At 42.5% G+C, this 22,286-nt stretch carries 24 protein-coding genes; 9 read left to right on the top strand and 15 right to left on the bottom strand.

Going from position 1 to position 22,286, the window contains the following annotated elements:
- The first annotated feature begins 300 nt into the window (after positions 1-300).
- From MKY44_RS13020 to MKY44_RS13010, 3 genes are all read left to right on the top strand, one after another.
- A complete protein-coding gene (locus MKY44_RS13020) occupies positions 301-618 on the top strand; it encodes a winged helix-turn-helix transcriptional regulator (RefSeq protein ID WP_017688544.1) in 318 nt (105 codons plus the stop codon).
- Between the two features lie 146 nt (positions 619-764).
- On the top strand, positions 765-1,643 hold the full coding sequence (locus MKY44_RS13015; protein WP_341007392.1) for an SDR family oxidoreductase: 879 nt from the start codon (positions 765-767) through the stop codon (positions 1,641-1,643).
- 231 nt (positions 1,644-1,874) lie between these two features.
- Positions 1,875-2,855: an aldo/keto reductase gene (locus tag MKY44_RS13010; protein ID WP_341007391.1), complete on the top strand. Its 981-nt coding sequence runs from the start codon at positions 1,875-1,877 to the stop codon at positions 2,853-2,855.
- A gap of 75 nt (positions 2,856-2,930) precedes the next feature.
- Here MKY44_RS13010 and MKY44_RS13005 read toward each other — a convergent pair whose 3' ends face one another.
- The 4 genes from MKY44_RS13005 to MKY44_RS12990 all read right to left on the bottom strand — a co-directional run bounded on the left by MKY44_RS13005 (position 2,931) and on the right by MKY44_RS12990 (position 6,614).
- Positions 2,931-3,302 (bottom strand): iron chaperone, encoded by a 372-nt coding sequence (locus MKY44_RS13005; protein WP_062834357.1) that lies wholly within the window; start codon positions 3,300-3,302, stop codon positions 2,931-2,933.
- Positions 3,303-3,554: 252 nt separating this feature from the next.
- The gene (locus tag MKY44_RS13000; protein WP_341007390.1) at positions 3,555-4,808 is read right to left on the bottom strand and encodes a hypothetical protein; all 1,254 of its coding nucleotides are present in this window, start codon (positions 4,806-4,808) and stop codon (positions 3,555-3,557) included.
- A gap of 105 nt (positions 4,809-4,913) precedes the next feature.
- Positions 4,914-5,387 carry an HIT family protein gene (locus tag MKY44_RS12995; protein ID WP_341007389.1) on the bottom strand — a complete coding sequence of 158 codons (474 nt, stop codon included), beginning with the start codon at positions 5,385-5,387 and terminating at the stop codon, positions 4,914-4,916.
- 186 nt (positions 5,388-5,573) lie between these two features.
- Positions 5,574-6,614, bottom strand: coding sequence for an NAD(P)-dependent alcohol dehydrogenase (locus tag MKY44_RS12990; protein WP_253508327.1), 1,041 nt, complete (start codon positions 6,612-6,614; stop codon positions 5,574-5,576).
- A 192-nt stretch (positions 6,615-6,806) separates the two neighbouring features.
- On the opposite strand from MKY44_RS12990, the gene MKY44_RS12985 reads away from it, so the two are divergent.
- Positions 6,807-7,220, top strand: a complete 414-nt coding sequence (locus MKY44_RS12985; RefSeq protein ID WP_341007388.1) for a MerR family transcriptional regulator — start codon at positions 6,807-6,809, stop codon at positions 7,218-7,220.
- A 99-nt stretch (positions 7,221-7,319) separates the two neighbouring features.
- On the opposite strand, the gene MKY44_RS12980 is transcribed toward MKY44_RS12985, so the two are convergent.
- The gene (locus tag MKY44_RS12980; protein ID WP_341007387.1) at positions 7,320-7,898 is read right to left on the bottom strand and encodes a TetR/AcrR family transcriptional regulator; all 579 of its coding nucleotides are present in this window, start codon (positions 7,896-7,898) and stop codon (positions 7,320-7,322) included.
- A gap of 289 nt (positions 7,899-8,187) precedes the next feature.
- Between MKY44_RS12980 and MKY44_RS12975 the strand changes: the two genes are divergently transcribed.
- Entirely contained in the window at positions 8,188-9,111 is a 924-nt protein-coding gene (locus MKY44_RS12975; protein ID WP_341007386.1) for an AraC family transcriptional regulator, read from the top strand.
- A 140-nt stretch (positions 9,112-9,251) separates the two neighbouring features.
- Here the strand turns inward: MKY44_RS12975 and MKY44_RS12970 are convergent, their stop codons facing one another.
- The 5 genes from MKY44_RS12970 to MKY44_RS12950 all read right to left on the bottom strand — a co-directional run bounded on the left by MKY44_RS12970 (position 9,252) and on the right by MKY44_RS12950 (position 13,205).
- Positions 9,252-10,274 (bottom strand): NADH:flavin oxidoreductase/NADH oxidase, encoded by a 1,023-nt coding sequence (locus MKY44_RS12970; RefSeq protein ID WP_341007385.1) that lies wholly within the window; start codon positions 10,272-10,274, stop codon positions 9,252-9,254.
- A 112-nt stretch (positions 10,275-10,386) separates the two neighbouring features.
- A complete protein-coding gene (locus tag MKY44_RS12965) occupies positions 10,387-10,731 on the bottom strand; it encodes a rhodanese-like domain-containing protein (RefSeq protein WP_341007384.1) in 345 nt (114 codons plus the stop codon).
- 51 nt (positions 10,732-10,782) lie between these two features.
- The gene (locus MKY44_RS12960) at positions 10,783-11,427 is read right to left on the bottom strand and encodes an SDR family oxidoreductase (RefSeq protein WP_341007383.1); all 645 of its coding nucleotides are present in this window, start codon (positions 11,425-11,427) and stop codon (positions 10,783-10,785) included.
- A 137-nt stretch (positions 11,428-11,564) separates the two neighbouring features.
- Positions 11,565-11,990 (bottom strand): MarR family winged helix-turn-helix transcriptional regulator, encoded by a 426-nt coding sequence (locus MKY44_RS12955; protein ID WP_017688556.1) that lies wholly within the window; start codon positions 11,988-11,990, stop codon positions 11,565-11,567.
- Positions 11,991-12,176: 186 nt separating this feature from the next.
- A complete protein-coding gene (locus MKY44_RS12950; protein WP_341007382.1) occupies positions 12,177-13,205 on the bottom strand; it encodes an ABC transporter substrate-binding protein in 1,029 nt (342 codons plus the stop codon).
- 210 nt (positions 13,206-13,415) lie between these two features.
- Between MKY44_RS12950 and MKY44_RS12945 the strand changes: the two genes are divergently transcribed.
- On the top strand, positions 13,416-14,228 hold the full coding sequence (locus MKY44_RS12945) for an undecaprenyl-diphosphate phosphatase (RefSeq protein ID WP_036608062.1): 813 nt from the start codon (positions 13,416-13,418) through the stop codon (positions 14,226-14,228).
- Between the two features lie 85 nt (positions 14,229-14,313).
- On the opposite strand, the gene MKY44_RS12940 is transcribed toward MKY44_RS12945, so the two are convergent.
- Both MKY44_RS12940 and MKY44_RS12935 read right to left on the bottom strand, forming a co-directional pair.
- Positions 14,314-15,492 (bottom strand): MFS transporter, encoded by a 1,179-nt coding sequence (locus MKY44_RS12940; RefSeq protein ID WP_341007381.1) that lies wholly within the window; start codon positions 15,490-15,492, stop codon positions 14,314-14,316.
- Positions 15,493-15,636: 144 nt separating this feature from the next.
- The gene (locus MKY44_RS12935; RefSeq protein WP_341007380.1) at positions 15,637-16,494 is read right to left on the bottom strand and encodes an arginase family protein; all 858 of its coding nucleotides are present in this window, start codon (positions 16,492-16,494) and stop codon (positions 15,637-15,639) included.
- A 105-nt stretch (positions 16,495-16,599) separates the two neighbouring features.
- Between MKY44_RS12935 and MKY44_RS12930 the strand changes: the two genes are divergently transcribed.
- Positions 16,600-16,968 carry a winged helix-turn-helix transcriptional regulator gene (locus tag MKY44_RS12930; RefSeq protein WP_076212005.1) on the top strand — a complete coding sequence of 123 codons (369 nt, stop codon included), beginning with the start codon at positions 16,600-16,602 and terminating at the stop codon, positions 16,966-16,968.
- A 142-nt stretch (positions 16,969-17,110) separates the two neighbouring features.
- Here MKY44_RS12930 and MKY44_RS12925 read toward each other — a convergent pair whose 3' ends face one another.
- Positions 17,111-17,581 carry a GNAT family N-acetyltransferase gene (locus MKY44_RS12925; protein ID WP_091016394.1) on the bottom strand — a complete coding sequence of 157 codons (471 nt, stop codon included), beginning with the start codon at positions 17,579-17,581 and terminating at the stop codon, positions 17,111-17,113.
- Between the two features lie 218 nt (positions 17,582-17,799).
- Between MKY44_RS12925 and MKY44_RS12920 the strand changes: the two genes are divergently transcribed.
- The gene (locus tag MKY44_RS12920) at positions 17,800-18,465 is read left to right on the top strand and encodes an MBL fold metallo-hydrolase (RefSeq protein ID WP_341007379.1); all 666 of its coding nucleotides are present in this window, start codon (positions 17,800-17,802) and stop codon (positions 18,463-18,465) included.
- A 221-nt stretch (positions 18,466-18,686) separates the two neighbouring features.
- Here MKY44_RS12920 and MKY44_RS12915 read toward each other — a convergent pair whose 3' ends face one another.
- Positions 18,687-19,310 carry a hypothetical protein gene (locus MKY44_RS12915; protein ID WP_341007378.1) on the bottom strand — a complete coding sequence of 208 codons (624 nt, stop codon included), beginning with the start codon at positions 19,308-19,310 and terminating at the stop codon, positions 18,687-18,689.
- A 16-nt stretch (positions 19,311-19,326) separates the two neighbouring features.
- Entirely contained in the window at positions 19,327-19,722 is a 396-nt protein-coding gene (locus MKY44_RS12910; protein WP_341007377.1) for a DUF3888 domain-containing protein, read from the bottom strand.
- Positions 19,723-19,988: 266 nt separating this feature from the next.
- Here MKY44_RS12910 and metE point away from each other — a divergent pair, with 266 nt between their 5' ends.
- Complete coding sequence (gene metE / locus MKY44_RS12905; protein ID WP_341007376.1) at positions 19,989-22,283, top strand: 5-methyltetrahydropteroyltriglutamate--homocysteine S-methyltransferase; 2,295 nt, start codon at positions 19,989-19,991, stop codon at positions 22,281-22,283.
- Positions 22,284-22,286 lie beyond the last annotated feature (3 nt).

Below are 22,286 nucleotides of genomic sequence, written 5' to 3'. Positions count from 1 at the left end.
GTAAAATTAAATTAGGAGAAATAATGATTCACCCTTTATATTCAATAGAAATGTCAATTGCGCTATAGATTATATCATGGCTTTTTTTCACGTTCAATGCTTTTTTTCTGTTCTGTCTGAGTTGAACAATAATTTATATTATATTAGGTGTCTCTCGAGCTACACTGGGGGCATCTTTTTTTGTGTTCTGGGCATGGTTCATACCCTGAATGCGCTGTAAGCTATACACCCCTTTATAAATTCGATAAAATGAACGAAACATGATACATGAGTTGATGCTTTTGGGAGGGATACATAAATATGAATATAGAGCCTGTGGAGGACCGTTGTCCTGTTGAGTTTGCAGTCAATATGATTGGTGGGAAATGGAAACTATTAATTATAAATCGGCTCATCCGCCATTCAACAATTCGATTCAATGAATTACAGAAAATGCTTGACCCCATTACGCATCGCACGTTAACCAGGCAATTACGAGAACTTGAAGAAGCTGGTTTGATAAACCGTGTTACCCACCCTGTAGTTCCGCCTAAAGTCGAATATTCCCTTACAGAAAAAGGACAAAGCCTGACTTCGATCTTGTTTCAGCTAGGTGATTGGGGATCGAAACATATGTAAAACGCCTTCCCATAGTATCCTAAGGGATACTCTATATCATTAATGTGCGTACTTACGATCCTATTCTAAATCCGTTATGCTGAGGTCATTGCTGAGTGTTAACTCATTCATTCCAATCACATATTGAAAGGAAGTTATTGACCACTATGACACAGAATGATCGATTTTTAGTATATGGGGCATCGGGCTCCCAAGGCGGAGCTGTCGCTCAATTACTCGTTCAACACGGTTGTGAGGTTCGCACGATTACTCGAAATGAGGCAACAGCCAAAACACTAAAGGAACAAAACATTGAAGCTTTCATCGGGGATCTATCAGATGTGGAACAGCTCCATACGGCGCATGAAGGTGTAAGTAAAGTATTCCTGAACCTGCCGGTGGAGTTCAATCCGGATAAGATCAGACAATATACCAAAAATGCAATTGATGCTGCTATACAGGCAAACGTTAAATTGATTGTAGTTAACACGGGTACCTATGTTCCTGACCCTATCACCCATTCCAAAGGAATTGAATTGAAACGTGAAGTTATCCATGAATTGCAGCAAAGTGGTCTTCCATATATCATTGTTGAACCCATTGTATACTTGGAAAACTTCCTGATTCCCGGAATACTGAACAATGGCGTTTTGGCCTACCCGGTACCAGCAAACAAGCCGATCTCCTGGATTAGCTTAAACGATGCAGCTCAATTCCACTATTATGCCTTGACTCATTCTGAATTGGCAGGAAGCATTATCCCAGCACCCGGATTAGCAGCCCTGACAGGTACACAATTAGCTGAACAATTCAGTGCTGTATTAGGTGAAAAGATCAGCTTCATGTCTCTACCTTTTGATCATTTTGAAGCAGCGATTCAGCCTTTGTTGGGAAGTGAGACAGCAGCAGGTCTTAAAGGATTGTACCAATGGATTGATGGGCATACAGATCTTCTTCCACGGTATCAAGAGTTGGATGATAACATTAAAGCCAATCTTAAATTAACCAAAATAAGCGATTGGATTCATCAAACAATGAATAAATAATATTTTATGAACAAGCCCTTTGAATCTCCACCGGAGAAACGAGTGGCTTGTTCTTTTTATATGAGAACTTTAATAGTCTCAACTGATTCAGATTCAGAGATTATGATAGGAATAGGCAAAAGTTTGATAGAAATGTGGTACAGGTTGTTACATTTGTTATGACATAATAATGTGTAAATAGATCACCATACAGGTGGTAATAATAAACATTAGAAAGGATTTGAACATAACATGGAATATACGAAACTTGGTAATACAGGCTTGGACGTATCTCGATTTTGCCTGGGATGTATGGGATTCGGGGACGCCAGTAAATGGGTTCATGAATGGGTACTGAATGAAGAAAATTCTCGCCCCGTGATCAAAAAAGCACTGGATCTAGGCATTAATTTCTTCGATACAGCTAATGTATACTCTCTGGGTACAAGCGAGGAATACCTTGGTCGGGCATTAAAGGATTATGCCAATCGGGATGAGGTTGTCATTGCTACCAAAGTACACGGACAAATGCATAAAGGACCCAACGGTTCCGGGCTTTCCAGAAAAGCCATCCTGAGTGAGATTGATAAAAGCCTGAAACGATTGGAAACGGATTATGTGGATCTGTATATCATTCATCGTTGGGACTACAATACGCCTATTGAAGAAACCATGGAAGCCTTACATGATGTGGTGAAGTCCGGTAAAGTGAGATATATTGGCGCTTCAGCCATGTTTGCATGGCAGTTCCAAAAAGCATTACATGTAGCAGAGAAAAATGGTTGGACCAAGTTTGTCTCCATGCAAAACCACCTGAATCTCATCTACCGTGAAGAGGAACGAGAAATGTTGCCTTTATGCAAGGAAGAAAAGATTGGTGTGACTCCCTACAGTCCTCTCGCTTCAGGCAGGTTAACCCGTGATTGGTCCGTATCAACACTTCGATCCGAGACAGACAAAATTCAGAAATCCAAGTACAATGCAACAAGTGATGCGGATCGGCTTGTTGTTGAACGAGTTGCATCCATTGCAGAAAAATACGGTGTCCCTCGCACACACATTGCACTTGCGTGGTTGCTACAAAAAGACACTGTAGCGGCACCAATTATCGGTGCCACCAAAATATCGCATCTGGAAGATGCGGTAGGTGCTCTTTCTGTTAAGTTGACCTCAGAAGACGTCTCATTCCTTGAAGAACCCTATGTACCTCACCCTGTAGTAGGTGCTCAATAATCGCTTTTGCTTAAAATATAGAAGACCTCCTCTTTCCGTATCCGGAAGTTGGGGGTCTTCTTTTGATATCGCGATTTATTTACGCCAGAATGTTGAACATTCTGCCTTATCCGCTATATTGAACTCAATCATTCTCTCAAGTAACGAAAAATCAATCTCCTGTTTCCACTTCATCCGCACCAACTCTTTGGTGTGATCATAACCCGCCTGTGTGATCTCTTCCGAAAAACGATTAATTCCTGCCTTCTCGGGAGCAACAGCCAAGTGTTGTTTGGATACACTAAAACCAATAATAAATGTCTCATGGTCGGTAAACATCGGTTGATTCCAGGCTATTTTTTGCTTTAAATTCGGGAATTTTTCAGTAATCCAGTTCAAAACTTCTTCCGTTCGTGCCTGGTGTTCCGGGTTATCGATGCGTGCTATAAATTCTGCAAAGGTCTCCATTAGTTTCCCCCTATAACAAGAAATCTACTACTTATATTGTCCAATTCAATCTTATTCTATCATGAATATCAAATTCATAAACACCTGTCGGTTGTTTCAATGCAAAAAGAATATATGATAACAATGACCCTTAATAGTTTTTTACAATGATTAAAACAGGATTGAATCGCAAACCTTCATCCAAATAAATATTGAACCTTCATTGAATATAAAAAAAACCGTTGATTGTTATTATCAACGGTACTACAACTACTATTTAGTTACCTTGTATTTAATCAGATTATATCGGTAGTCGCTAACCATGGTGCGATAGACCACATTTTCGGACGAGTCATAAGCAAAGTTACTCTTATGCACATCATCTAAAACAAAGTATTTACTAAGTATTATGTCTCCATTATCTTTCATTAAGGTATACCTCTCTCCCCATTTGTCATCAATGGTTCCAAAGCTTGTATACTCAATATAGCTATCGTTTCGGTAGGAGCTCATAAAACCATTAAAATTAAGCTCTCCTTCATACGCACGAGAAAACAGCTTTTTGAAGTTATGATCATATAAAGTGATACTGTGTTCAGATTGGTTATCGATTAATAGTTTACTTCCGGTTGAATGCATAGAAATGTTCATGTTTCTATCAAGCACGGTTTCCCATTTGAGTTTACCATTAACTCCATAAGCCATTAATTTCTGTCCACCATATGAATTGGATCTTGCATATTCTACAATTAATGTACCGCCACTTAATTGATGATAACCCGCAACGTAAAATCCACCAAACTTTTTGGAGTTAAATGTAAATAATGGCTTTTTCAAAGAGGTTACATCTTTGAAAACCTCGATTTTATTCTCACCTACAAAATGGAGTACATAACCAGAAGTCAGTACTTCAGTTTTATAACCTAACACAGTTTCGCTTGTCGTTATTCCTTTGGAATTTAATGTGATAAAACGAGACTGATTTTTAAGATAATCTGTTTGTTGTAGAACAATTCCGTTTTTATAAGGATAGATATTTGAGAAACTTAAATCCTTCTTCTCGAATAAACGCTTTCCTTTCGAATCCAAACTAAGAATGTTAAATGTTTTCCCGTGATTCGTAGAATACTGATAGAATATACTGCCGCTCTCGTTGTAGAACCAAGCGTGATTCAAAGGGTAAAAATTCTTCACTTTATTTTTAATGTCGTACGCCCAGGCAATTTTCCCTGTCTTATTATTTATCGTGTATAGGCCAAAGTTATTACCAGACAAAGTGCCCGGGTTTAGCATGACAAGCTGAGCAGCACGGTTAATATTGTCTTGAGGATTGTAACCTAGATCAAAGCTCAGATAATTAAATTCTTTAGGAAGAGTATGTACCCATTCCTGCTGTAGCCCTCCGTGCTCCTCTAAGCTTAATTCGGTGAATTCTGCATACATCTGATTTGTGCTACCTACATACAAAGTTAAAACTACGAAAATTGCTAGCAATCTTTTAGATATCTTACCTTTCAATACTGGCACAGCCCTTCTCTTATCTTATGATTTTTTCGTTACAAAGAATATCCTAATGTAGCTTACTTCTGATCAAATATAACATAGGGTCTCAGATTCATCTCCTTCTAGACCTTAAATGTTTTCCTTTATCCAAGAACGCAACTTATCCGCATAGAAAGCGCGTTCATCTGGATCGGACTGCGAACCATTTGACAGATAAAGTTGATCATTCACGTATCTAGGGTAAACATGGAGATGATAATGCCACACGTCTTGATTGCCAGCAGGTTCATTATGTTGCCGTGTCGAAATCCCATCACATCCATATGTACTTTTCATTGCAAATGCTGTAAGCTGAGCCGCGCGATGAATTTCAACAGCGTACTCCGCGGGGAGTTCAAAGATGTTCTCGAAATGTTCATTCGGAACAATAAGAACATGTCCTTTATTGTTTGGCCACCATTTGCCCGCTATAAATGCCGTTACCTTTTCATTCTGATAGATGATATCCCTTTGTTTTGTTCCCTGATCAGATCGCTCGATACCCCAAATACGACAAAATGGACATTCGTAACCTTCCGGCTGATGTGAAAATGATACTGTCATCTTTCTCATACCACTCCTTTCATGTTTACTTCACTAGTTATTAGACGCTGTTACCTTCTGTTCGTTGCGATAAGAGCGCGGGTTATAGAACGATCAGCAATTAACAAACTGATAAGCAAAAAGCAGCTGACCTTGGCGGTAGCTGCTTTCTTCTATCTTTAACTATCAATATTACACACTTCACACTTAGATTGTGCTGTTATCAATAACAAAGCGATATTTCACGTCGGAAGCCAATACACGTTTGTATGCTTCGTCAATCTGATCGGCGGAGATGACCTCAATATTAGGTACAATATCATGTTCTGCACAAAAATCGAGCATTTCCTGCGTCTCACGAATGCCACCAATCATGGAACCAGCGAATGAACGGCGATGACCGATAAGAGAGAATACGTTAACAGCTAAAGGTTCTGCAGGAGCACCTACGTTCACAAGTGTACCATCCAGCGTGAGCAGTGAGAAATAAGCGTTAATATCAATATTAGCACTTACTGTGTTAATCATCAGATCGAAGGTGCCTGCAAGTTTCTCGAATGTTTCCGGTTCGCTTGTGGCAAAGTAGTGATCTGCACCAAATTGCAGTCCATCTTCTTTTTTGCTTAAGGATTGGGAGAGAACCGTTACTTCGGCACCCATCGCATGTGCAATTTTGACAGCCATATGACCAAGACCACCCATACCTACAACGGCAACTTTCTTACCTGGGCCAGCTCCCCAGTGATGAAGTGGTGAATACGTCGTAATACCGGCACACAGCAAAGGTGCAGCAGCATCAAGTGCAATGTTATCAGGGATGCGAACGACGAAATCCTCTACAACAACAATATGAGTTGAATATCCACCTTGCGTAGGCTCACCGTATTTGTCTACTCCAGCGTAAGTTTGAATATTTCCTTTGAGACAGTATTGCTCTTCACCTTTGCGACAGTTAACACATTCACCACAAGAGTCCACCATACATCCGACCCCTACTCGGTCACCGACCTTGTATTTGGATACTCCGGTTCCTACATCCGTTACAATCCCGGCAATTTCGTGTCCAGGAACGAGTGGATAATTCACAGGTCCCCATTCACCGTGGGCAGTATGGATGTCAGAATGGCAAATACCTGCATATTTAATCTCGATTAATACATCATTGGTATCCAGATCACGTCGTTTAATTTCAGCACTTCTGAATTGTTGGTCTGGTCCGTCAACGGCTCTGGCTTTAGCTATAATCAATGGTATAACCTCCTCGTAATTTAAAGTTCAAAATAATCTTACCCCCTCGAGTTAACTCTAGGTCAAATGTTTATCTTATTTTTTTATCTCCAACGTACTTTGACATCCAGTAATCCAACATGTTAGAATTCACTCGGATCAATCCTAGAGTTAACTCGAAGTCTACCCCTAGTAGAAAGGAATTCATTCTAAATGACCTATTCAATCGGTGAAGTTGCCAAAAAATTAGACCTTACGGTATATACATTGCGTTACTACGACAAGGAAGGACTCATGCCTTTTGTGGAACGTACCACGAGCGGAACACGTTTGTTCAAAGACTCCGACATTGACTTTCTAAAGATCATCCAATGTCTAAAGCTGACCGGCATGCCTATTAAAGACATTAAGGATTTTATTGAATGGTGCTCTGAGGGGGACTCCTCGCTGAAGCAAAGATATGACATGTTTACGGAGCGAAAAGCTATTGTGGAAGCACAAATGGAGGAACTAAGAAGAACCATGGAAGTCATCGAGCACAAACGCTCCTACTACGAAAAAGCTTTGAAGGCTGGGACCGAAGAGATTCACAAAATTAAACCGATTGAAAATGCCATCACCAATTGATGGTTCATGCTTTCTATTCTAAAAATTTTGCGAACACAAAAAGTAGCTTGAAGTCCTCTAACGGATTTCAAGCTACTTTTTTGGATATGTCTCCACTCATTATTTTTCCAAAAGTTTCATCGTTACATTGATAATACGGTTTAGTTTTTCCTTATCCGTCGAGGTTCTTGCCATGGCTCTGATACCGACAGAAATATTGTGCAGGTACTCTGCCATTTCCTTCGCATCATGATCAGAAGAGAATTCTCCCTCCCGCTGCCCCCATTGAATAATCTGCTCGAACATTCGCTCAGCTTCGTTAAACGATTCAAGAGATCGGTTGTCCACTTCCTGATCACGTGTGCCTAGCTCCACAGCCGAGTTCACGATCAAACAACCGGATGGTGTCTCTTCTGCTTCACTGATCATAATATCGAAAATTTTATGCAGTGCTTCCACTGCCGTCTTGGATGCCTTGATTTCTGCAAGTAATGTGGTGCTGACCTTACCTCTGTAACGATCCATTGCCTGCAAAAACAGCGAATGTTTGTCGTCAAATGTATCATATATACTTCTGCGATGAATTCCCATATGCTCAACCAGGTCACTCATCGACGTTTTCTCGTAACCTTGTTCCCAGAAGATCTTCATTGCTTTATCCAATACTTCATTCACTTCAAACTCTTTACTTCTAGCCATTCGACTTCCCTCCCAAAATCAATCTAACACATCGGGAACGATCAGTAAATAAAAGATGCAGTTGCCCTTTTCATTCTCATCTTATCATGTATTAGCTGAACCGTAAGTGTATATCTTCTGTACTTGTTGTATATCATGACCTGTGTACTTGTGATTATGTAACCAGCAATCAGAATGTCTTATCCATTCACATCAAATGTTTGCCTATTCCTATCCGTTTTCTACCGCCTTCGGTCAATATACGATAGAATGTGATTATTATGTTGTGAGGAAAAAAGGAGAACTTTGCATGTCTAATCAAATACATGAACAACAAAACGAATTAGCCACACTCATTGACCGTTTGTCTGACAAGGACGGGGTGCACCCTACGGCTATCCCCTCATTATTTTTAATCCGCGAATCGGTCGTTACTGAACCTATATTTAGAGTGAATGAACCTTCCTTCTGCATTATCGTACAGGGTGAGAAAGAGGTCCTACTGGGACAGGATCGTTTCCGGTATGGTCCAGGAAGTTATATCGTGGCAACCGTTGACTTGCCGGTTAGTGGACAAGTGATTCAAGCCTCGTCTGAGACTCCCTATCTGGCCCTGAAACTTGAATTCACATCCAGTGAGATTCTGGAGGTATTGAACCATTCCGATTTCCCAGCAAGACCGCGGAAAACAACGAGACGCGCGATGTTTGTCAGCCAAGCTGAGCCGTCTCTGCTGGATGCAGCCGTCAGGTTAGCCCGTTTGTTGGAAGATCATTCGGAAGATATCCCGCTGCTCGCTCCTTTGTTCAAAAAAGAAATTCTCTATAAAGTTCTGAAAGGCCCACATGGGATTGCCCTGGAACAAGCTACCATGGAGGGCAGCCATACCTATCGAATCAGAGACGTTATTGAATATATTATGAATCACTCTGAGCAAAATTTTCGGGTTGAGGAATTGGCGGATTTGGCAAATATGAGCACTGCCTCGCTGCACAGACACTTTAAAGAAGTGACTGCCATGAGTCCGATTCAGTTTCAAAAACAACTGAGGCTGCAAGAAGCGCGCCGCTTGTTATTATCCAAGTCCACCGATGCAGCAGATGTAGCATTTCAGGTAGGTTATGAGAGCCCTTCCCAATTCAGTCGTGAATATTCTCGCATGTTCGGATATCCGCCCAGAGAAGATATTAAACGCTTGAGAGGCAGAGCCGATGAAACGACTACCATCTCTTAACTGGTTACTGGTTAATATCGTCACTTTACCTCATCTATTTTAACCTCAAAAAGGACTCCTTCTGTTTTGCCAGTCGGAGTCCTTTCCTTATGCAAGGATTAATGAAGATCATTAATCGTTAATATGAAGTCTTTAATACATTAAAAACCAGTCGTATACTGTTTTGGAACGTCCGTTGTCTTGCGCAAAGCAGAAGCTGCTTCCAAGGCCCAGTAAGGATTTCTTAACAGACCTCTGCCAACTGCAACGAGATCAGCTTCTTCATTGCCGATGACTGCATTCGCCAACGTAGGATCATCGAGTCTTCCAACAGCAATCACAGGCACATCAAGAGCCTCTTTGATTGCTTTAGCGAGAGGCACTTGATACGCCGCGTGAGTTCCTGGTCTGCCCCATGCAGCAATAGGTCCCTCGCCACCAGATGAGATGTCAAATACGTCAACGCCTGCCTCTTTATATGCCTTGGCAAACTCGGAACTTTCATTAATGCCATAGCCACCTTCTACATATTCTTTGGCTGAAATACGCATCATCAAAGGCATATCCTCGGGCATCTCTGCCTTAGCAGCCTGAATAATTTCCCGGCCAAATAACGTTAAATCTTGACCGTATTCATCTTCACGCTTGTTTGTTAGTGGAGAATGGAACTGATGAATCAGATATCCATGTGCGCCATGAAGCTCAATTGCATCAAAACCAGCTTTTACAGCACGCGCTACTGCACTCCGGAATTTCTCAACCATTCCCTTTACCTCATCCGTTGTAAGCGCTCGAGGTTGCTTGGAATTCTCATCAAAGGCGATCGCGGATGGAGCAACTGGAACTTCGGCATCTTCTGCTTTGCGGCCCGCATGAGCAATCTGAATACCAACCTTGGCCCCATAACTGTGACACGCATCGACGATCCGCTTCAGAGCTGGGATCTGTTCATCTGACCATAACCCAAGATCATAATCTGAGATCCGGCCATCCGGTTCCACATCTGTCATTTCAATGATAATGAGACCTGTTCCTCCCACGGCACGACTAACGTAGTGCATATAATGCCAATCTGTTGCAATACCATCTTTTTGCTCAACTGAATATTGGCACATTGGAGCCATTACGACACGGTTTTTAAGCTCTAGGCTTTTAAAAGAATATGGACTAAACAAATCTGTCATCAAAATAAAACTCCCCTTTTCATGAATCATGAATAATAAAAATGCATGCGCAAGCATCAAATAAATGCCTACAATTAATAACTCCGTATGATTTAGAACTCACATATATCTTTTACTTCATCACATAAAGACATTCAAATCCATGCTTTCGCAGAATACGGACAGCCTTTTTGGATTGAAGCATACCAGGTGACATTATAATTACGTTATCTTCTCGAAGAAGGTATTTTTCCCATGTGAAAGCAAGGCGTCCCAGTGAGATGTTAATCGTATCCGGAGTAGGATTAGCCATATAATCCGTCGCATCTCGAATATCGATCACTTTATACTGCCGAAAATCACGCTCTTGTCTGAGAAATACTTGATAATCTATATATTCAAGATTGCGCACTGGCCAAATTTGACGTACAACGATGAAGATACCTAATATGAAGGTCAAAAGCATCAACATAATCATTGTATAGCCCTCTCTTAACTCATCTGATATCGTTGAAAATTTTGTTTTGGATCAGAGCCCACTCAATACCTCAGATATTGTATCCTCACCAGCGATTAGATCAAATGAACGCTTGTAGGTATTCTTCTCACTCAAACTGGCCAAAATCACATGAGCTACATCTTCACGAGCAATATTACCGGATGTGATATTCTCAGCAGCAGAAACTTTACCTGTTCCTGGTTCATTCATCAGAATCCCTGGACGTATAATGGTATAAGTTAATCCACTGATCTCTAACAATTTATCAGCATAGTGTTTCGCTGCATAATATGGAAGGATGTTATCATGCCAGTTCTCACGACTATTGGCATGGATCGCACTCACCATGATAAATCGATCAATACCCGTTCTTTGAGCCGCTTCAATGGTTTTCCCGGCACCATCCAGATCAATCAGGAGTGTTTTATCATATCCCGTTGTACCGCCAGAACCAGCTGCAAATACAATGGCATCACAACCCGTTACAGCAGCTACAAGTGAGTCAACCGTGCCTTCCAAGTCGGCAAGCACCGTTTCCACACCCTGTGCTGCAAATGAATCTACCTGTTCTTGTTTTCGTACCATGGCAAGAACGGTGTGTTCTTCACTATTCTTCAAAAGATGAATAAGATGTTGACCAATCTGTCCATTTGATCCTACAACGAATACCTTCATGTTCAATACCTCCTTTATACAAAATCACCGCATCCATATTAAATTCATGCGCATGCATTTAATTTAACGGATATACTAATGAGTGTCAAGTCTTCTTATAGGGTAAATGACTACATTACCCTATATTCACCCTAGCCTTAGAACAATTCTTTAGTGAGGTTCTCTAATCGAGTCTCAAATCCATCCTGTTCCAATTCAGTTTGCAAGACCTGATTAAACGTTTGAAGTGCTTTCTTGTATTTATTCTCTCCAAGCTCCGTAATACGAGTGTAAATGCCACGCCGGTCATCTTCACATGCATGTCTTTCCAGAGCCCCACAGTCTTTGGCTTCCATCCTAACGACGAGCCTTGAAGTAGCACTTTGGCTCAACCCTACTAGTTCTTGAAGTTGCTGTAGGCGTAATTCCTTACCCTCCGCATTATATATGAAGTTTAACACATAAAATTCCTTCAAAGATAAGTCATATTGTTGAAGCAGAGCTTGTTCCAGCTTCTCGTTCAGATGGGTATGAATGTTAGAGAAAGCCAACCAAACATTCAAACGTTCACTCTTTTGCTGCAATTTAGATCACCCCACTTGATATTTAATGTTCATCAGCTGTTATCCTATTGTATCAAGCTTAATTACATTGGTCAAAATCCATCCAAGATCGACGTATATAACATTCTAAGCTCATAAGAAGAGCATTTCCCCGTCTTGTAACGACGTTTGGAAATGCTCCAGTATTACCATTTATGCAGTCTAATCTTACTTCGCGGTAAGCAGGCTATCGGAAATAAATTGCAGCTGACCTTCCAACGTTAACGGATCGTTGTACGAGTCTGAAGTCGGATCAAGCTGGAACACATGATTTGCCTTCACCGCAGGCAAGTTCTTCCATAATGTATTGTCATATACGATCTTGGGATCGGTTTTATCTCCCGACCACGGGCTGGTGAAGATGATATCCCCCGCATACTCCGGTAATAGTTCCATGGAGATCGAAGCCCATCCAGTTCCGCTGTCAATCGCTTCAGCTTGGGCCTTGGCCGGTGCCTTGAGATCAAACTCCCCGTAAATAATTTCACCGCCTCGACCATAGTTATGACCAAATACAAATAATCCTTTAGCGTACGGATTCAGGATGGAAACCGTGCGATCGCCTACAGCTTCCTGAACTTTAGGCTTCAGTTCGTTGATCTTCGCTTCCCATTTCGCATTCCAAGCTTTCGCTGCGTCTTCTCTATTGGTGAGCTTACCCATTTCGAGCATCAAATCTTTGAAATCGCGCTTACCAAATGTAATCTGTACGACAGGTGCAATCTGTTCCAGCTTATCGATGCCCTCTGTGCCAGTGTACACGATAAAGAGGTCAGGTTTTAAGCTGATTAACTTTTCTGGGGTAGGCTCTTCACCCAGATCGCTGGTGCCTGCTGCTGCAAGTTGGTCCTTGATATACTTGTTGTTCATCGCACCCGATAAAGCGCCGACTACCGGTGCATCCAAGGCAACAAAGTACCCTGTCGAGAATGATGTCAAATCAATAATACGTTTTGGATTTTTGGGCACCTGTACTTCGCCTGCATCCGATTGATATGTAACAAGTTCCTCTTCGCCAGTTGCCACTTCATCAGCGGAAGAAGCTGAATCCGAGTTCGTCTTGGTTCCTGTCTCAGCAGCTGCATTCGTGTTGTCTCCGGTTGTACTATTCGTCGTGGCAGCCTGACCACATGCACTAAGTACAAGCAGCAATATCAGTGCCATCATGATCCATATTGGTTTTCGCTGTTTACGCAAAATAAACCCACCTCTTCGTTGATATTGATAATCGTTATCAACGATATCATGCTATGCAGGATTTGACAAGCAATGTTTATTTTACTCCCTCTATGAACTCTAACTTGCAAGTCACCAAGTCAAACAGCTATCATCAATAGAGTAAACCATTCACTTTTTCTAAAAAAGAGAGTATTAAAAAGCCAATGAAACGTATTCAAGGAGGAAAACATGGAAGAGATTATATTGTGGTTAAAGTATTTGTTTTTAGGTATTGTTCAAGGTGCGACGGAGCCAATCCCCGTCTCCTCAAGCGGTCATCTGATCATCGCCCAGAAACTAATGGGCATCAAGCAGAATGGATTGTCATTTGAGATTTTAACTAACACAGCATCACTTATCGCTATTATTTTTATTTTCCGGGAAGATATCAAAAAGTTGATTATTGGTGCATTAGGTTACCTGCGTACTCGTAAAGAAGAATATCGAGCAGACTTCATGTTTTGCTTATACATAATTATTGGTACGATCCCTGCTGCTGTCGTTGCGGTCCTGTTCAAAGATCGGATTGAAGAAATCTTCTCGTCCGTATATACTGTTTCCATCGCGCTATTGATCACCGGGGTTGCCTTATGGCTGATTCGTAATCTTCGTGGTCGCAAGCAAGACGGAGATCTGTCTACGAAAGATGCATTGTTGGTAGGTCTGGCTCAGGCGGTCGCTCTTATTCCGGGGATTAGCCGCTCTGGGGCGACTGTAATTGCCTCCATCGCTGTCGGTATGAAACAGGAGACAGCTTTGAAGTTCTCCTTTATGCTGTACATTCCCATCAGTATTGGCGGACTCATCATGGGGGTGTCCGACATTGCCAATGATCCGAATCGATCACAGCTGGCTATCCCTTATCTGATCGCATTCATCACGACGCTCTTCGTCACCTATTTCTCCATGCGATGGTTTATGGGCATTATGGCCAAAGGCAACCTGAAATACTTTTCGTATTACTGTTTTGCCGCAGGTACATTATTGCTGATTTTCTTATAAAAAAGTCCACACACCAAAAGGAACAACCAGCGATGGTTGTTCCTTTGTTGTATAGTGGCAGAGCTTTAATGACCCATATCAAGAGCTAGACGGTCAGACGCGTAGCCTTGTTGCTCCTGTTAACCAGCTCTGTAGCCGCGAACATGACACTGAACAGAATCAGCAGGATCAGGGGTACCATGGACATTCCCCATTGGCTGGCCATAAGCCCCATACCTAACGGGATGAGCGTCGAACCTGTATAGGCACTGGCCATTTCAAGTCCAATTACACTTGGGGATGCTTTCTCTCCGAAGCGTTCCGGTGTCGCATGAACGATACTTGGATAGATCGGTGCTCCGCCCAATCCCACGATAAATAAAGCCCCTGCGGCAATCCAGTAAGGAATCGGCATAACCAGGATAACCAATCCGAAGCATCCAACAATTCCACCATATCGGATGAGATTTTTGCTGGATACATGAGTCGAAAGAAAACCTGAGATTACACGTCCCAAGATAATGCCAATGAAAAATAGAGAGGATAGTGCTGCGGCAGTGCCTGGAGAAACTCCCTTGTTAACAATGAAGAAAGATGCCATCCACAGACCGGCAGCAGTTTCGGAACCATTGTAACAGAGCATCGCAAGCATCGACATTTTGACGCCGGGGATACGTATGGCCTCACGGTTGCTTACGCGTTTCTTCTCATCGCCTGAACCCTCTACTCTTCCCTTCTCAAAAATCTTCCATAGAGACAAAGTTGATAATAAGACCACCACGATCCCAAGCAAAATCAACCCCACAGTAACGTATCCTGCACGCCAGTTGTTTGCTTGATTCAGCCAAAATGCCATAACGAGTGGGCCTGTCACTGCGCCAATTCCCCAGAAACAATGCAACCAGTTCATATGCTTGGCCTTGAAATGCAATGCAACATAATTACTTAGTGCCGCATCCACCGAACCTGCACCTAAGCCGAGAGGGAAGGCCAGAATCAGTAAAAACACAAAATTCTCAGAAAATGAGAATCCCAACAGCGCGATCGTTGTTGAGAGGATACTGAATAATGTGACTTTACCCGTTCCGAACCGGTATAACAATCGGCTGGCGGACAGACTGGACACTACTGTACTAAATGAAATGATTAGCGATATGTAACCAGCCATTTCTGTTGTCGCATGTATATCGTTTTTCATAACGGACCAGGCACTACCAAGTAAAGCATCAGGTAATCCCAGCCCTATAAATGCGAGATAAATAATGATTAACAATAACGTGACCATCTGGGTGTCTCTCCTCAGTTTGTTTAATTTCTGATTCTCGTTGAACCACCCATATAATAATATTGATATTTCTATCTGTAATCTTCCTATATTTTGACTCCTTATATCAGTATTCTGATATACTCTGGCGACTTATAACCTATATCACTGGTTCAGGATAGGTATTTCTCCAAGCAAATTCTTCAAGTTGATGGCATCCCACGGCATATGCTCAGTTATTCCTAATCCAACTACATCTGTTTCTTCAGACAGTTCTTTGATCAGATGAAGCAAGTGAGGTATTTGCATGGTTCCCGCTGGTGAAAACACATAAGGTTCCCCTGGTTTGGCGAATAACAATGAACGGAACATGTTGGGATCAAGCACATCCAGATCAAGGTGAAATGCCAGATGTTTGATACCAGTCTCTTTAATCCACTTCTTAATCGAATCCATGCCATGGGTTAATTCTTCAGTTCCAGCCGTTCGGATACCCAATCTTTGAATCATTTCGGTTTCCTGTTCCGTGGGGGTTGACAACCCGGCCATGAAGACATGTTCAGACTTCAAGGGGACACTCACATGTTTGGCAAACTCCGGATCGCCTTCCCCAAGAAGGTTCCCGAGCGGTAAAGTATGACCGTTGTCATAGCCCTCGTATCTAACCAAATCACCATGTGCATCAATCCATATCAAACCAAGTTCTCCGCCATATCGTTCATTTAAATAAGCAAACGGGGCTTGTTCAACCAAACAGTCACCGCCAAACATGACAATGCGCTCGGGCTGGTGAGCTTGAATAATATGCTGGGCAGCCTGCAATTGCTGAAGTAGCTGTGTTCTGCCTTTTATCCCGTTCTCGCTTACCAGAGATGTTCCATCATAAGCCTCAACAGGAACATGAATGAGAGGTTGATCATTGTCAGGTGCAAGCCATGCAAGCAGCTCCGCTCCAAAAGAGTAGTTTGGATTATCTCCACCTTGCCATTGTGGCATAAGCAGACGTATTGTTTTTTGAGTCATCGTAAATCTCCTTTACTTCAAAGTAAGGTTAGTATAAACTGAGCCCAAACAAATAAATAGTACGGTCTTTTATGATAGGTACTACCCGGAAGGATAGTGTAAATGATGAGTATGGCTGAATACCACGGTAAAGTTAAAAACATTCAAGATACCCCTTTTGGATATACGTTGTCTGTCATTGGTGGCAAATGGAAAATGGTGATTATGTATCTTCTGGCTGATAACCAGCCTGTCCGCTTCAATGAACTTAAAAGACAGATCGGCGCTATCACGTATAAAACGCTGAGTTCACAGCTCAAAGAATTGGAAGCAGATGGTATGGTCGAACGGAAAGAGTATCCCCAAGTCCCTCCTAAAGTCGAGTACCGTCTGACAGCGAAAGCTGAAACGTTATTGCCCGTTTTGGAAGGACTATGCGAATGGGGTGTTCAACATCAAGAACCTTTATTGATCAATAATAGCGCAACGGATTGAACGCTTTTGTCTATATTCTCAGATGAGATAATTGGAGTAAATGGAGTATGTTAAAATGCAAAAAGTCGCCAATCGGCGACTTTTTTACTTCTATCTTGTGTTCCTCTGTCCGTTCAGCAAATAAAAGCTGTGATTCGTAGAATTATACTTTTTCGTGTACCAGATCTTTCTGGTAGGCCAACACTCTGTCCCAATTGCCACTGAAAACAGGAATTCGATAATACCCTACACGCTCATACAGCGCTGCTGCTTCTGGTTGCAAGGGACCTGTTTGCAGTTTCAGATTGGTATAACCAAGTTCGTTCGCAAGACGCTCTGCCTCGGCCAATATAGCCTGGGCAATCCCCTTACGGCGGTAACCACTGCGTGTATACATGCGTTTAACTTCTACAGATGTTTCATCAAGGGGTCTAAGTGCTCCGCAACCAACCGGATACCCGTCGATCCTGGCAACGATAAAAGCCGCACGGGGCACCTCAACGTCTGACAGTTGAAATCCCGCAGTTCCATCACCGCCATATAACAAACCGAGTTCTTCACTCAATTCCTTGATCAATAGTAGCGAATCCTCGCTCCGAATATCTTCAGCTGCTGCATGCACGATATGTGTCATCCCACATACCCCCTTTATCTTATTGGACTTATTGGTTTAAATGATATATCTAAATTATCATTCCCAACAGCAAGCGTCAATTCCCCCATTCATTGAATATTTCTATAAGTGCACCCTATAAATACCCGAACGTATCTTATTGCCGTCTTTATTCGTTTACATAAGAAATATAACGAGCAATGATGTATATGAATTTAAATTCTTGGAGGTCTGATATTATGGAAATTTCAAAGGGAATAGCAATGCTTCAGCTTGATTTTGAGGGGAATATAATTCACCCTGTTTTGATATGGGATGAAGAAATGGTTGTGTTAATTGATACCGGATTCCCTGGACAATATCACGATTTGTGTATTGCACTCGAAAAGATTGGTGTGCCGATCAGCCGACTTAAAGCAGTGATTTTGACGCATCAGGATGTTGACCATATCGGCTGTCTTCCCGAGATTTTGCAGGAGTGTGGCTCACATGTCAAGATATATGCGCATGAGCTGGATAAGCCATATATTGAGGGACAGCTCCCTCTTCTCAAAGATGGTCACCTTGAGCATCCTCCAAAAGGCAAAATAGATGAAACGGTGACTGATGGTCAGGAACTGCCGTTTTGCGGTGGCATTCGCGTTATTCATACACCTGGTCATACGCCAGGTCATATCAGTCTATATTTGATGGACAGCAAGACGCTCATCGCCGGAGATTCAATGTACAGTGTAGACGGCATGCTTGGAGGCATTCATGAACCAACTACACTGGATACAGAGACAGCTCGGTTCTCTTTGAAAAAGTATATCGAACTGGACATTACATCTGTGATTTGTTACCACGGTGGACTAAGTCAGGGGAATGTAAATCAACAGATCTCAGGGCTAGTTAAAATGAGCTAACGAATATTTACACTGGACACTCCGATGACAGAACAACCTTCCGATCGCTGTTATCCCAAGATTTTTTTAATTCTTTTTATAAAGGGTAAATCCGGGGATAGCATATGCTTCCGATGTAGCTTTCTTGCAGAAAGCTTGTAGGCGAACGCTCTGCTTCTTCAGGTTCTTTCCGTCCTCTCCGTTTTGTGTAAATGTTTAGTTCAATTTATATAGTTAAGGGTTTATGGTTTGGCATACTGCAAAATGGCTGTAGCCGCACGAATTCGCAGCTCTTCTTCTTCACTGTGTAACGCTTCTATCAGCACCTGGAGAGCTGTCTGAATTGTGGCTTCATCTACCCCTGTTGTGAGAGAGTTCGTTGCTTCGGCTGTTATGCTGACTGCAAGACCTCGATCCAGCTGTGCTTGTGATATGGGATACTCAAACTTCGCAAGGATGGCTGAATCATTTTGCAGTGCCTGCACTTTGTCATTCAGCTCAGTGAGAGGAATACGACCCAACCATGTAACTCCGCGACGGTGACAGATCAAGTCGTTTTCTGTGCCAGCGGAATCGTCGTAATAATAATCCCCGATATCCCCAACATACGTCCATTCATCATCGCTAATTAATACATAATCTCCATCCTGCATGAGGTTAGCAAACATATGTAATGTCGCGAGTGTGCTCGCCAATTCTGCTTCATCCAAAGGATAGTGTTGAACCAGCTGTTCCTTCCATAGCTCCGGGGGCGTTTGCTCCAGATCCCCTGTACCTGACCAAGCAATACCAATATAATTGTCTTCCAGAAATGATGTTACTCTGTTGATTCCATGCACGGTGGACTTGATATGATACAGGTTCATGCGTACCGCCTTCCTTTCAATCATTCGTATGAACATAGTTAACCATTGTAACATTAGCGGTGTCTATTTCAAACGTAATGATCTCTTTCCCATATGGCGGGTTATGTGGACCGTAGAACGTTCTGACTTCCAGAACGGTTCGAAAGTTATAACCACCTTGTGTGCGCCTTTTAAGTTCCAATACATGAATATCATATAGACCGTAGCTAGGGACCAGCATATGATTTGCCTGATAATAGTTGGTAATCTCACGGTAAATGTATGGGTTGAGCATCGTAAGTGCTAATGGCTTATAGTTTTCTTCCTGTACGCTCTCAGGATCTGCATATGTAACATCTGTGTATAGGGAAACACTATTTATCATTAATGTTGCTGCAAATATAAAGAGAAAAATTTGTTTTTGAATTACCATACTCATCCACCTTTTACTTTCTATTATCCCGAGCGAATGCAAAAGCATACAAAATATGATTATGATCTATTATTTATCCTTAGCTGAGTTGGAAGGTTATTCTGTCATCGGAGTGGCAAGTGTACATACTCGTTAGTTCAACTTATATAGCGTGCACCTTTGGATATAGCCCTAGGCTATAACTAGGTATAATTTAATGGAATTACATTATAACTCCGGATCTGTGATAAATTTTGTGTAACATAAAAGCAGAGGGGTTTTAAACAATGACAAAAAGTAGTGTATTGGGATATCCGCGTATTGGTGCTGATCGGGAATGGAAGAAAGCGTTGGAAGCGTTCTGGGCAGGTAAGCTGGAGGAATCAGAATTTCACGCACGTTTGCAGGAGATCCGTATCGATCATTTGCGCAAGCAACAAGCAAAAGGCATCGACATCATTCCGGTTAATGACTTTAGCTATTATGATCATATCCTGGATACGGCCGTGATGTTTGGCATTATTCCTAAACGATTTGCTTATGATGGTGGTTCCGTTCCGTTGTCCGTATATTATGGAATTGCACGGGGAACGAAAGATGCTGCAGCAAGCGAAATGACAAAATGGTTCAACACGAACTATCACTACATTGTACCTGAACTGGACGGGGCTTCCCCAACTCTGACGGAGAACAAACCACTTGTCGCTTATCGTGAAGCAAAAGAAAAACTCGGCATTGAAGGAAAACCGGTTATCGTTGGACCGTTAACCTTCCTGAAGCTCTCCAAAGGCTATGATAAATCCGAGACAGACGCTTGGTTGGACCGCTTGCTTCCACTTTACACTCAATTGCTTCAGGAACTTGCAAGCGAAGGCGTTCAGTGGGTACAGGTCGACGAACCTATTTTGGTAACCAAATTAAGCGATGAAGACGTACAGCGTCTGAATAAAATATATAAAACATTTGCCGCAGCCGTTCCAGGCCTGAATATTATGTTGCAAACGTACTTTGAATCTGTCGAAAACTACAACGATATTGTTGCACTGCCAGTTCAAGGTGTAGGACTTGATTTTGTACACGGATTCTCTGGTAACACACAATCCATTCGGACATCCGGTTTCCCGGCAGACAAAGTTCTCGGAGCAGGTATTATTGATGGACGTGGGATCTGGAAAGCTTCCCTTCAATCAAAACTGAATTTGCTGAATGAATTGACTGAGTTCGTGACACCTGAACGTATCATCGTGCAATCATCTTGCAGCCTGCTGCATGTACCAGTAACCACAGACCGTGAGGCAAAACTTACATCTGAACTGAAAAATGCTCTTGCATTTGCAGATGAAAAGCTGGATGAGATTGTTCTTTTGACTACAGCCTTATCTTCACCAAGTGCAGAGATTACTGCCAAAATAGACGAAGCAGAGCTTCCTCTTCTGGCGCTTCAGCAATCCGAAGATCGGAACCGTACCGCTGTACAGAAAGCCGTTGCTTCCATCAGTGTTCAACAGCCAGTGCGCTCACGTCCTTTTGCAGAGCGTCATGAAGCCCAGCAGGCCAAGTGGCAATTGCCACTCTTCCCGACAACAACGATTGGTAGTTTCCCACAATCTGCTGAAGTCAGAAAAGCACGTCAGTTGTGGCGTAAAGGCGAATTGAACAACGAGCAGTATGCTGCCTTCATCCGGGAGCAGATTGATATCTGGATTAAGATTCAGGAAGAGATCGGAATTGACGTACTGGTGCATGGTGAGTTTGAGCGTACCGACATGGTTGAATTCTTTGGCGAGAAACTTGCCGGTTTTGCCTTTACACAGTTTGGATGGGTACAATCATATGGTTCACGTTGCGTGAAGCCACCTATTATCTTCGGTGATGTTGCATTTACGGGTGAAATGACGGTTGAAGAAACAAAATATGCCCAATCGCAGACAGAGCGTCCTGTCAAAGGCATGTTGACTGGCCCGATTACCATCATGAACTGGTCATTCGTACGCGAAGACATTGCTCGTGAGCAGATTGCCTATCAATTGGCGTATGCGTTGAGACAGGAAGTCGAAGCACTTGAACAGGCAGGCATTGGTATGATCCAGGTTGACGAGCCGGCTGTTCGTGAAGGACTTCCTTTGAAAGAAAATGAACAAGCGGATTACCTGGCTTGGGCAGTCAAAGCGTTCCGTATCTCCACGTGCACGGTGCATGAAACGACTCAAATTCATACGCATATGTGCTATTGCGAGTTCCATGACATGATTGATTCCATTGAAGCTATGGATGCGGATGTTATCTCCATTGAGACATCCCGTAGTCACGGTGAACTGATTCATAGTTTTGAAGAAAATACGTATGAGCTCGGTATCGGTCTTGGCGTATATGATATCCATAGCCCACGAGTTCCGAGTGTGGATGAAATGAGCAGCATGATTGAACGTGCCCTGCGTGTTCTTGATCCGAAGCTGTTCTGGATTAACCCGGATTGCGGATTAAAAACCCGTGGACAGGAAGAAACGGTAGCTTCCCTGCGTAACATGGTTGACGCAACCAGAATCGCTCGTAACAATCACGCTTCAGCTGCTGTATTGTAATCG

This window comes from Paenibacillus sp. FSL R7-0026 (assembly GCF_038004485.1).
In the GTDB taxonomy this organism is placed as follows: Bacteria; Bacillota; Bacilli; order Paenibacillales; family Paenibacillaceae; genus Paenibacillus; species Paenibacillus xylanexedens_A.
The sequence above is the reverse complement of the archived record's forward strand: the minus strand, read 5'-3'. Positions and strand labels throughout refer to the sequence as shown.

Excerpts from the sequence above, each read along its gene's own strand:
- MKY44_RS12940 (WP_341007381.1), bottom strand. The coding sequence starts at position 15,492 with ATGGTCACGTTATTGTTAATCATTATTTATCTCGCATTTATAGGGCTG.
- MKY44_RS12935 (WP_341007380.1), bottom strand. The coding sequence starts at position 16,494 with ATGACTCAAAAAACAATACGTCTGCTTATGCCACAATGGCAAGGTGGA.
- MKY44_RS12985 (WP_341007388.1), top strand. The coding sequence starts at position 6,807 with ATGACCTATTCAATCGGTGAAGTTGCCAAAAAATTAGACCTTACGGTA.
- MKY44_RS12970 (WP_341007385.1), bottom strand. The coding sequence starts at position 10,274 with ATGACAGATTTGTTTAGTCCATATTCTTTTAAAAGCCTAGAGCTTAAA.
- MKY44_RS12910 (WP_341007377.1), bottom strand. The coding sequence starts at position 19,722 with ATGGTAATTCAAAAACAAATTTTTCTCTTTATATTTGCAGCAACATTA.
- MKY44_RS12915 (WP_341007378.1), bottom strand. The coding sequence starts at position 19,310 with ATGAACCTGTATCATATCAAGTCCACCGTGCATGGAATCAACAGAGTA.
- MKY44_RS13010 (WP_341007391.1), top strand. The coding sequence starts at position 1,875 with ATGGAATATACGAAACTTGGTAATACAGGCTTGGACGTATCTCGATTT.
- MKY44_RS12965 (WP_341007384.1), bottom strand. The coding sequence starts at position 10,731 with ATGATTATGTTGATGCTTTTGACCTTCATATTAGGTATCTTCATCGTT.
- MKY44_RS12925 (WP_091016394.1), bottom strand. The coding sequence starts at position 17,581 with ATGACACATATCGTGCATGCAGCAGCTGAAGATATTCGGAGCGAGGAT.
- MKY44_RS13020 (WP_017688544.1), top strand. The coding sequence starts at position 301 with ATGAATATAGAGCCTGTGGAGGACCGTTGTCCTGTTGAGTTTGCAGTC.
- MKY44_RS12980 (WP_341007387.1), bottom strand. The coding sequence starts at position 7,898 with ATGGCTAGAAGTAAAGAGTTTGAAGTGAATGAAGTATTGGATAAAGCA.
- metE (WP_341007376.1), top strand. The coding sequence starts at position 19,989 with ATGACAAAAAGTAGTGTATTGGGATATCCGCGTATTGGTGCTGATCGG.
- MKY44_RS12945 (WP_036608062.1), top strand. The coding sequence starts at position 13,416 with ATGGAAGAGATTATATTGTGGTTAAAGTATTTGTTTTTAGGTATTGTT.
- MKY44_RS12975 (WP_341007386.1), top strand. The coding sequence starts at position 8,188 with ATGTCTAATCAAATACATGAACAACAAAACGAATTAGCCACACTCATT.
- MKY44_RS13005 (WP_062834357.1), bottom strand. The coding sequence starts at position 3,302 with ATGGAGACCTTTGCAGAATTTATAGCACGCATCGATAACCCGGAACAC.
- MKY44_RS12920 (WP_341007379.1), top strand. The coding sequence starts at position 17,800 with ATGGAAATTTCAAAGGGAATAGCAATGCTTCAGCTTGATTTTGAGGGG.
- MKY44_RS13015 (WP_341007392.1), top strand. The coding sequence starts at position 765 with ATGACACAGAATGATCGATTTTTAGTATATGGGGCATCGGGCTCCCAA.
- MKY44_RS12960 (WP_341007383.1), bottom strand. The coding sequence starts at position 11,427 with ATGAAGGTATTCGTTGTAGGATCAAATGGACAGATTGGTCAACATCTT.
- MKY44_RS12995 (WP_341007389.1), bottom strand. The coding sequence starts at position 5,387 with ATGACAGTATCATTTTCACATCAGCCGGAAGGTTACGAATGTCCATTT.
- MKY44_RS12930 (WP_076212005.1), top strand. The coding sequence starts at position 16,600 with ATGAGTATGGCTGAATACCACGGTAAAGTTAAAAACATTCAAGATACC.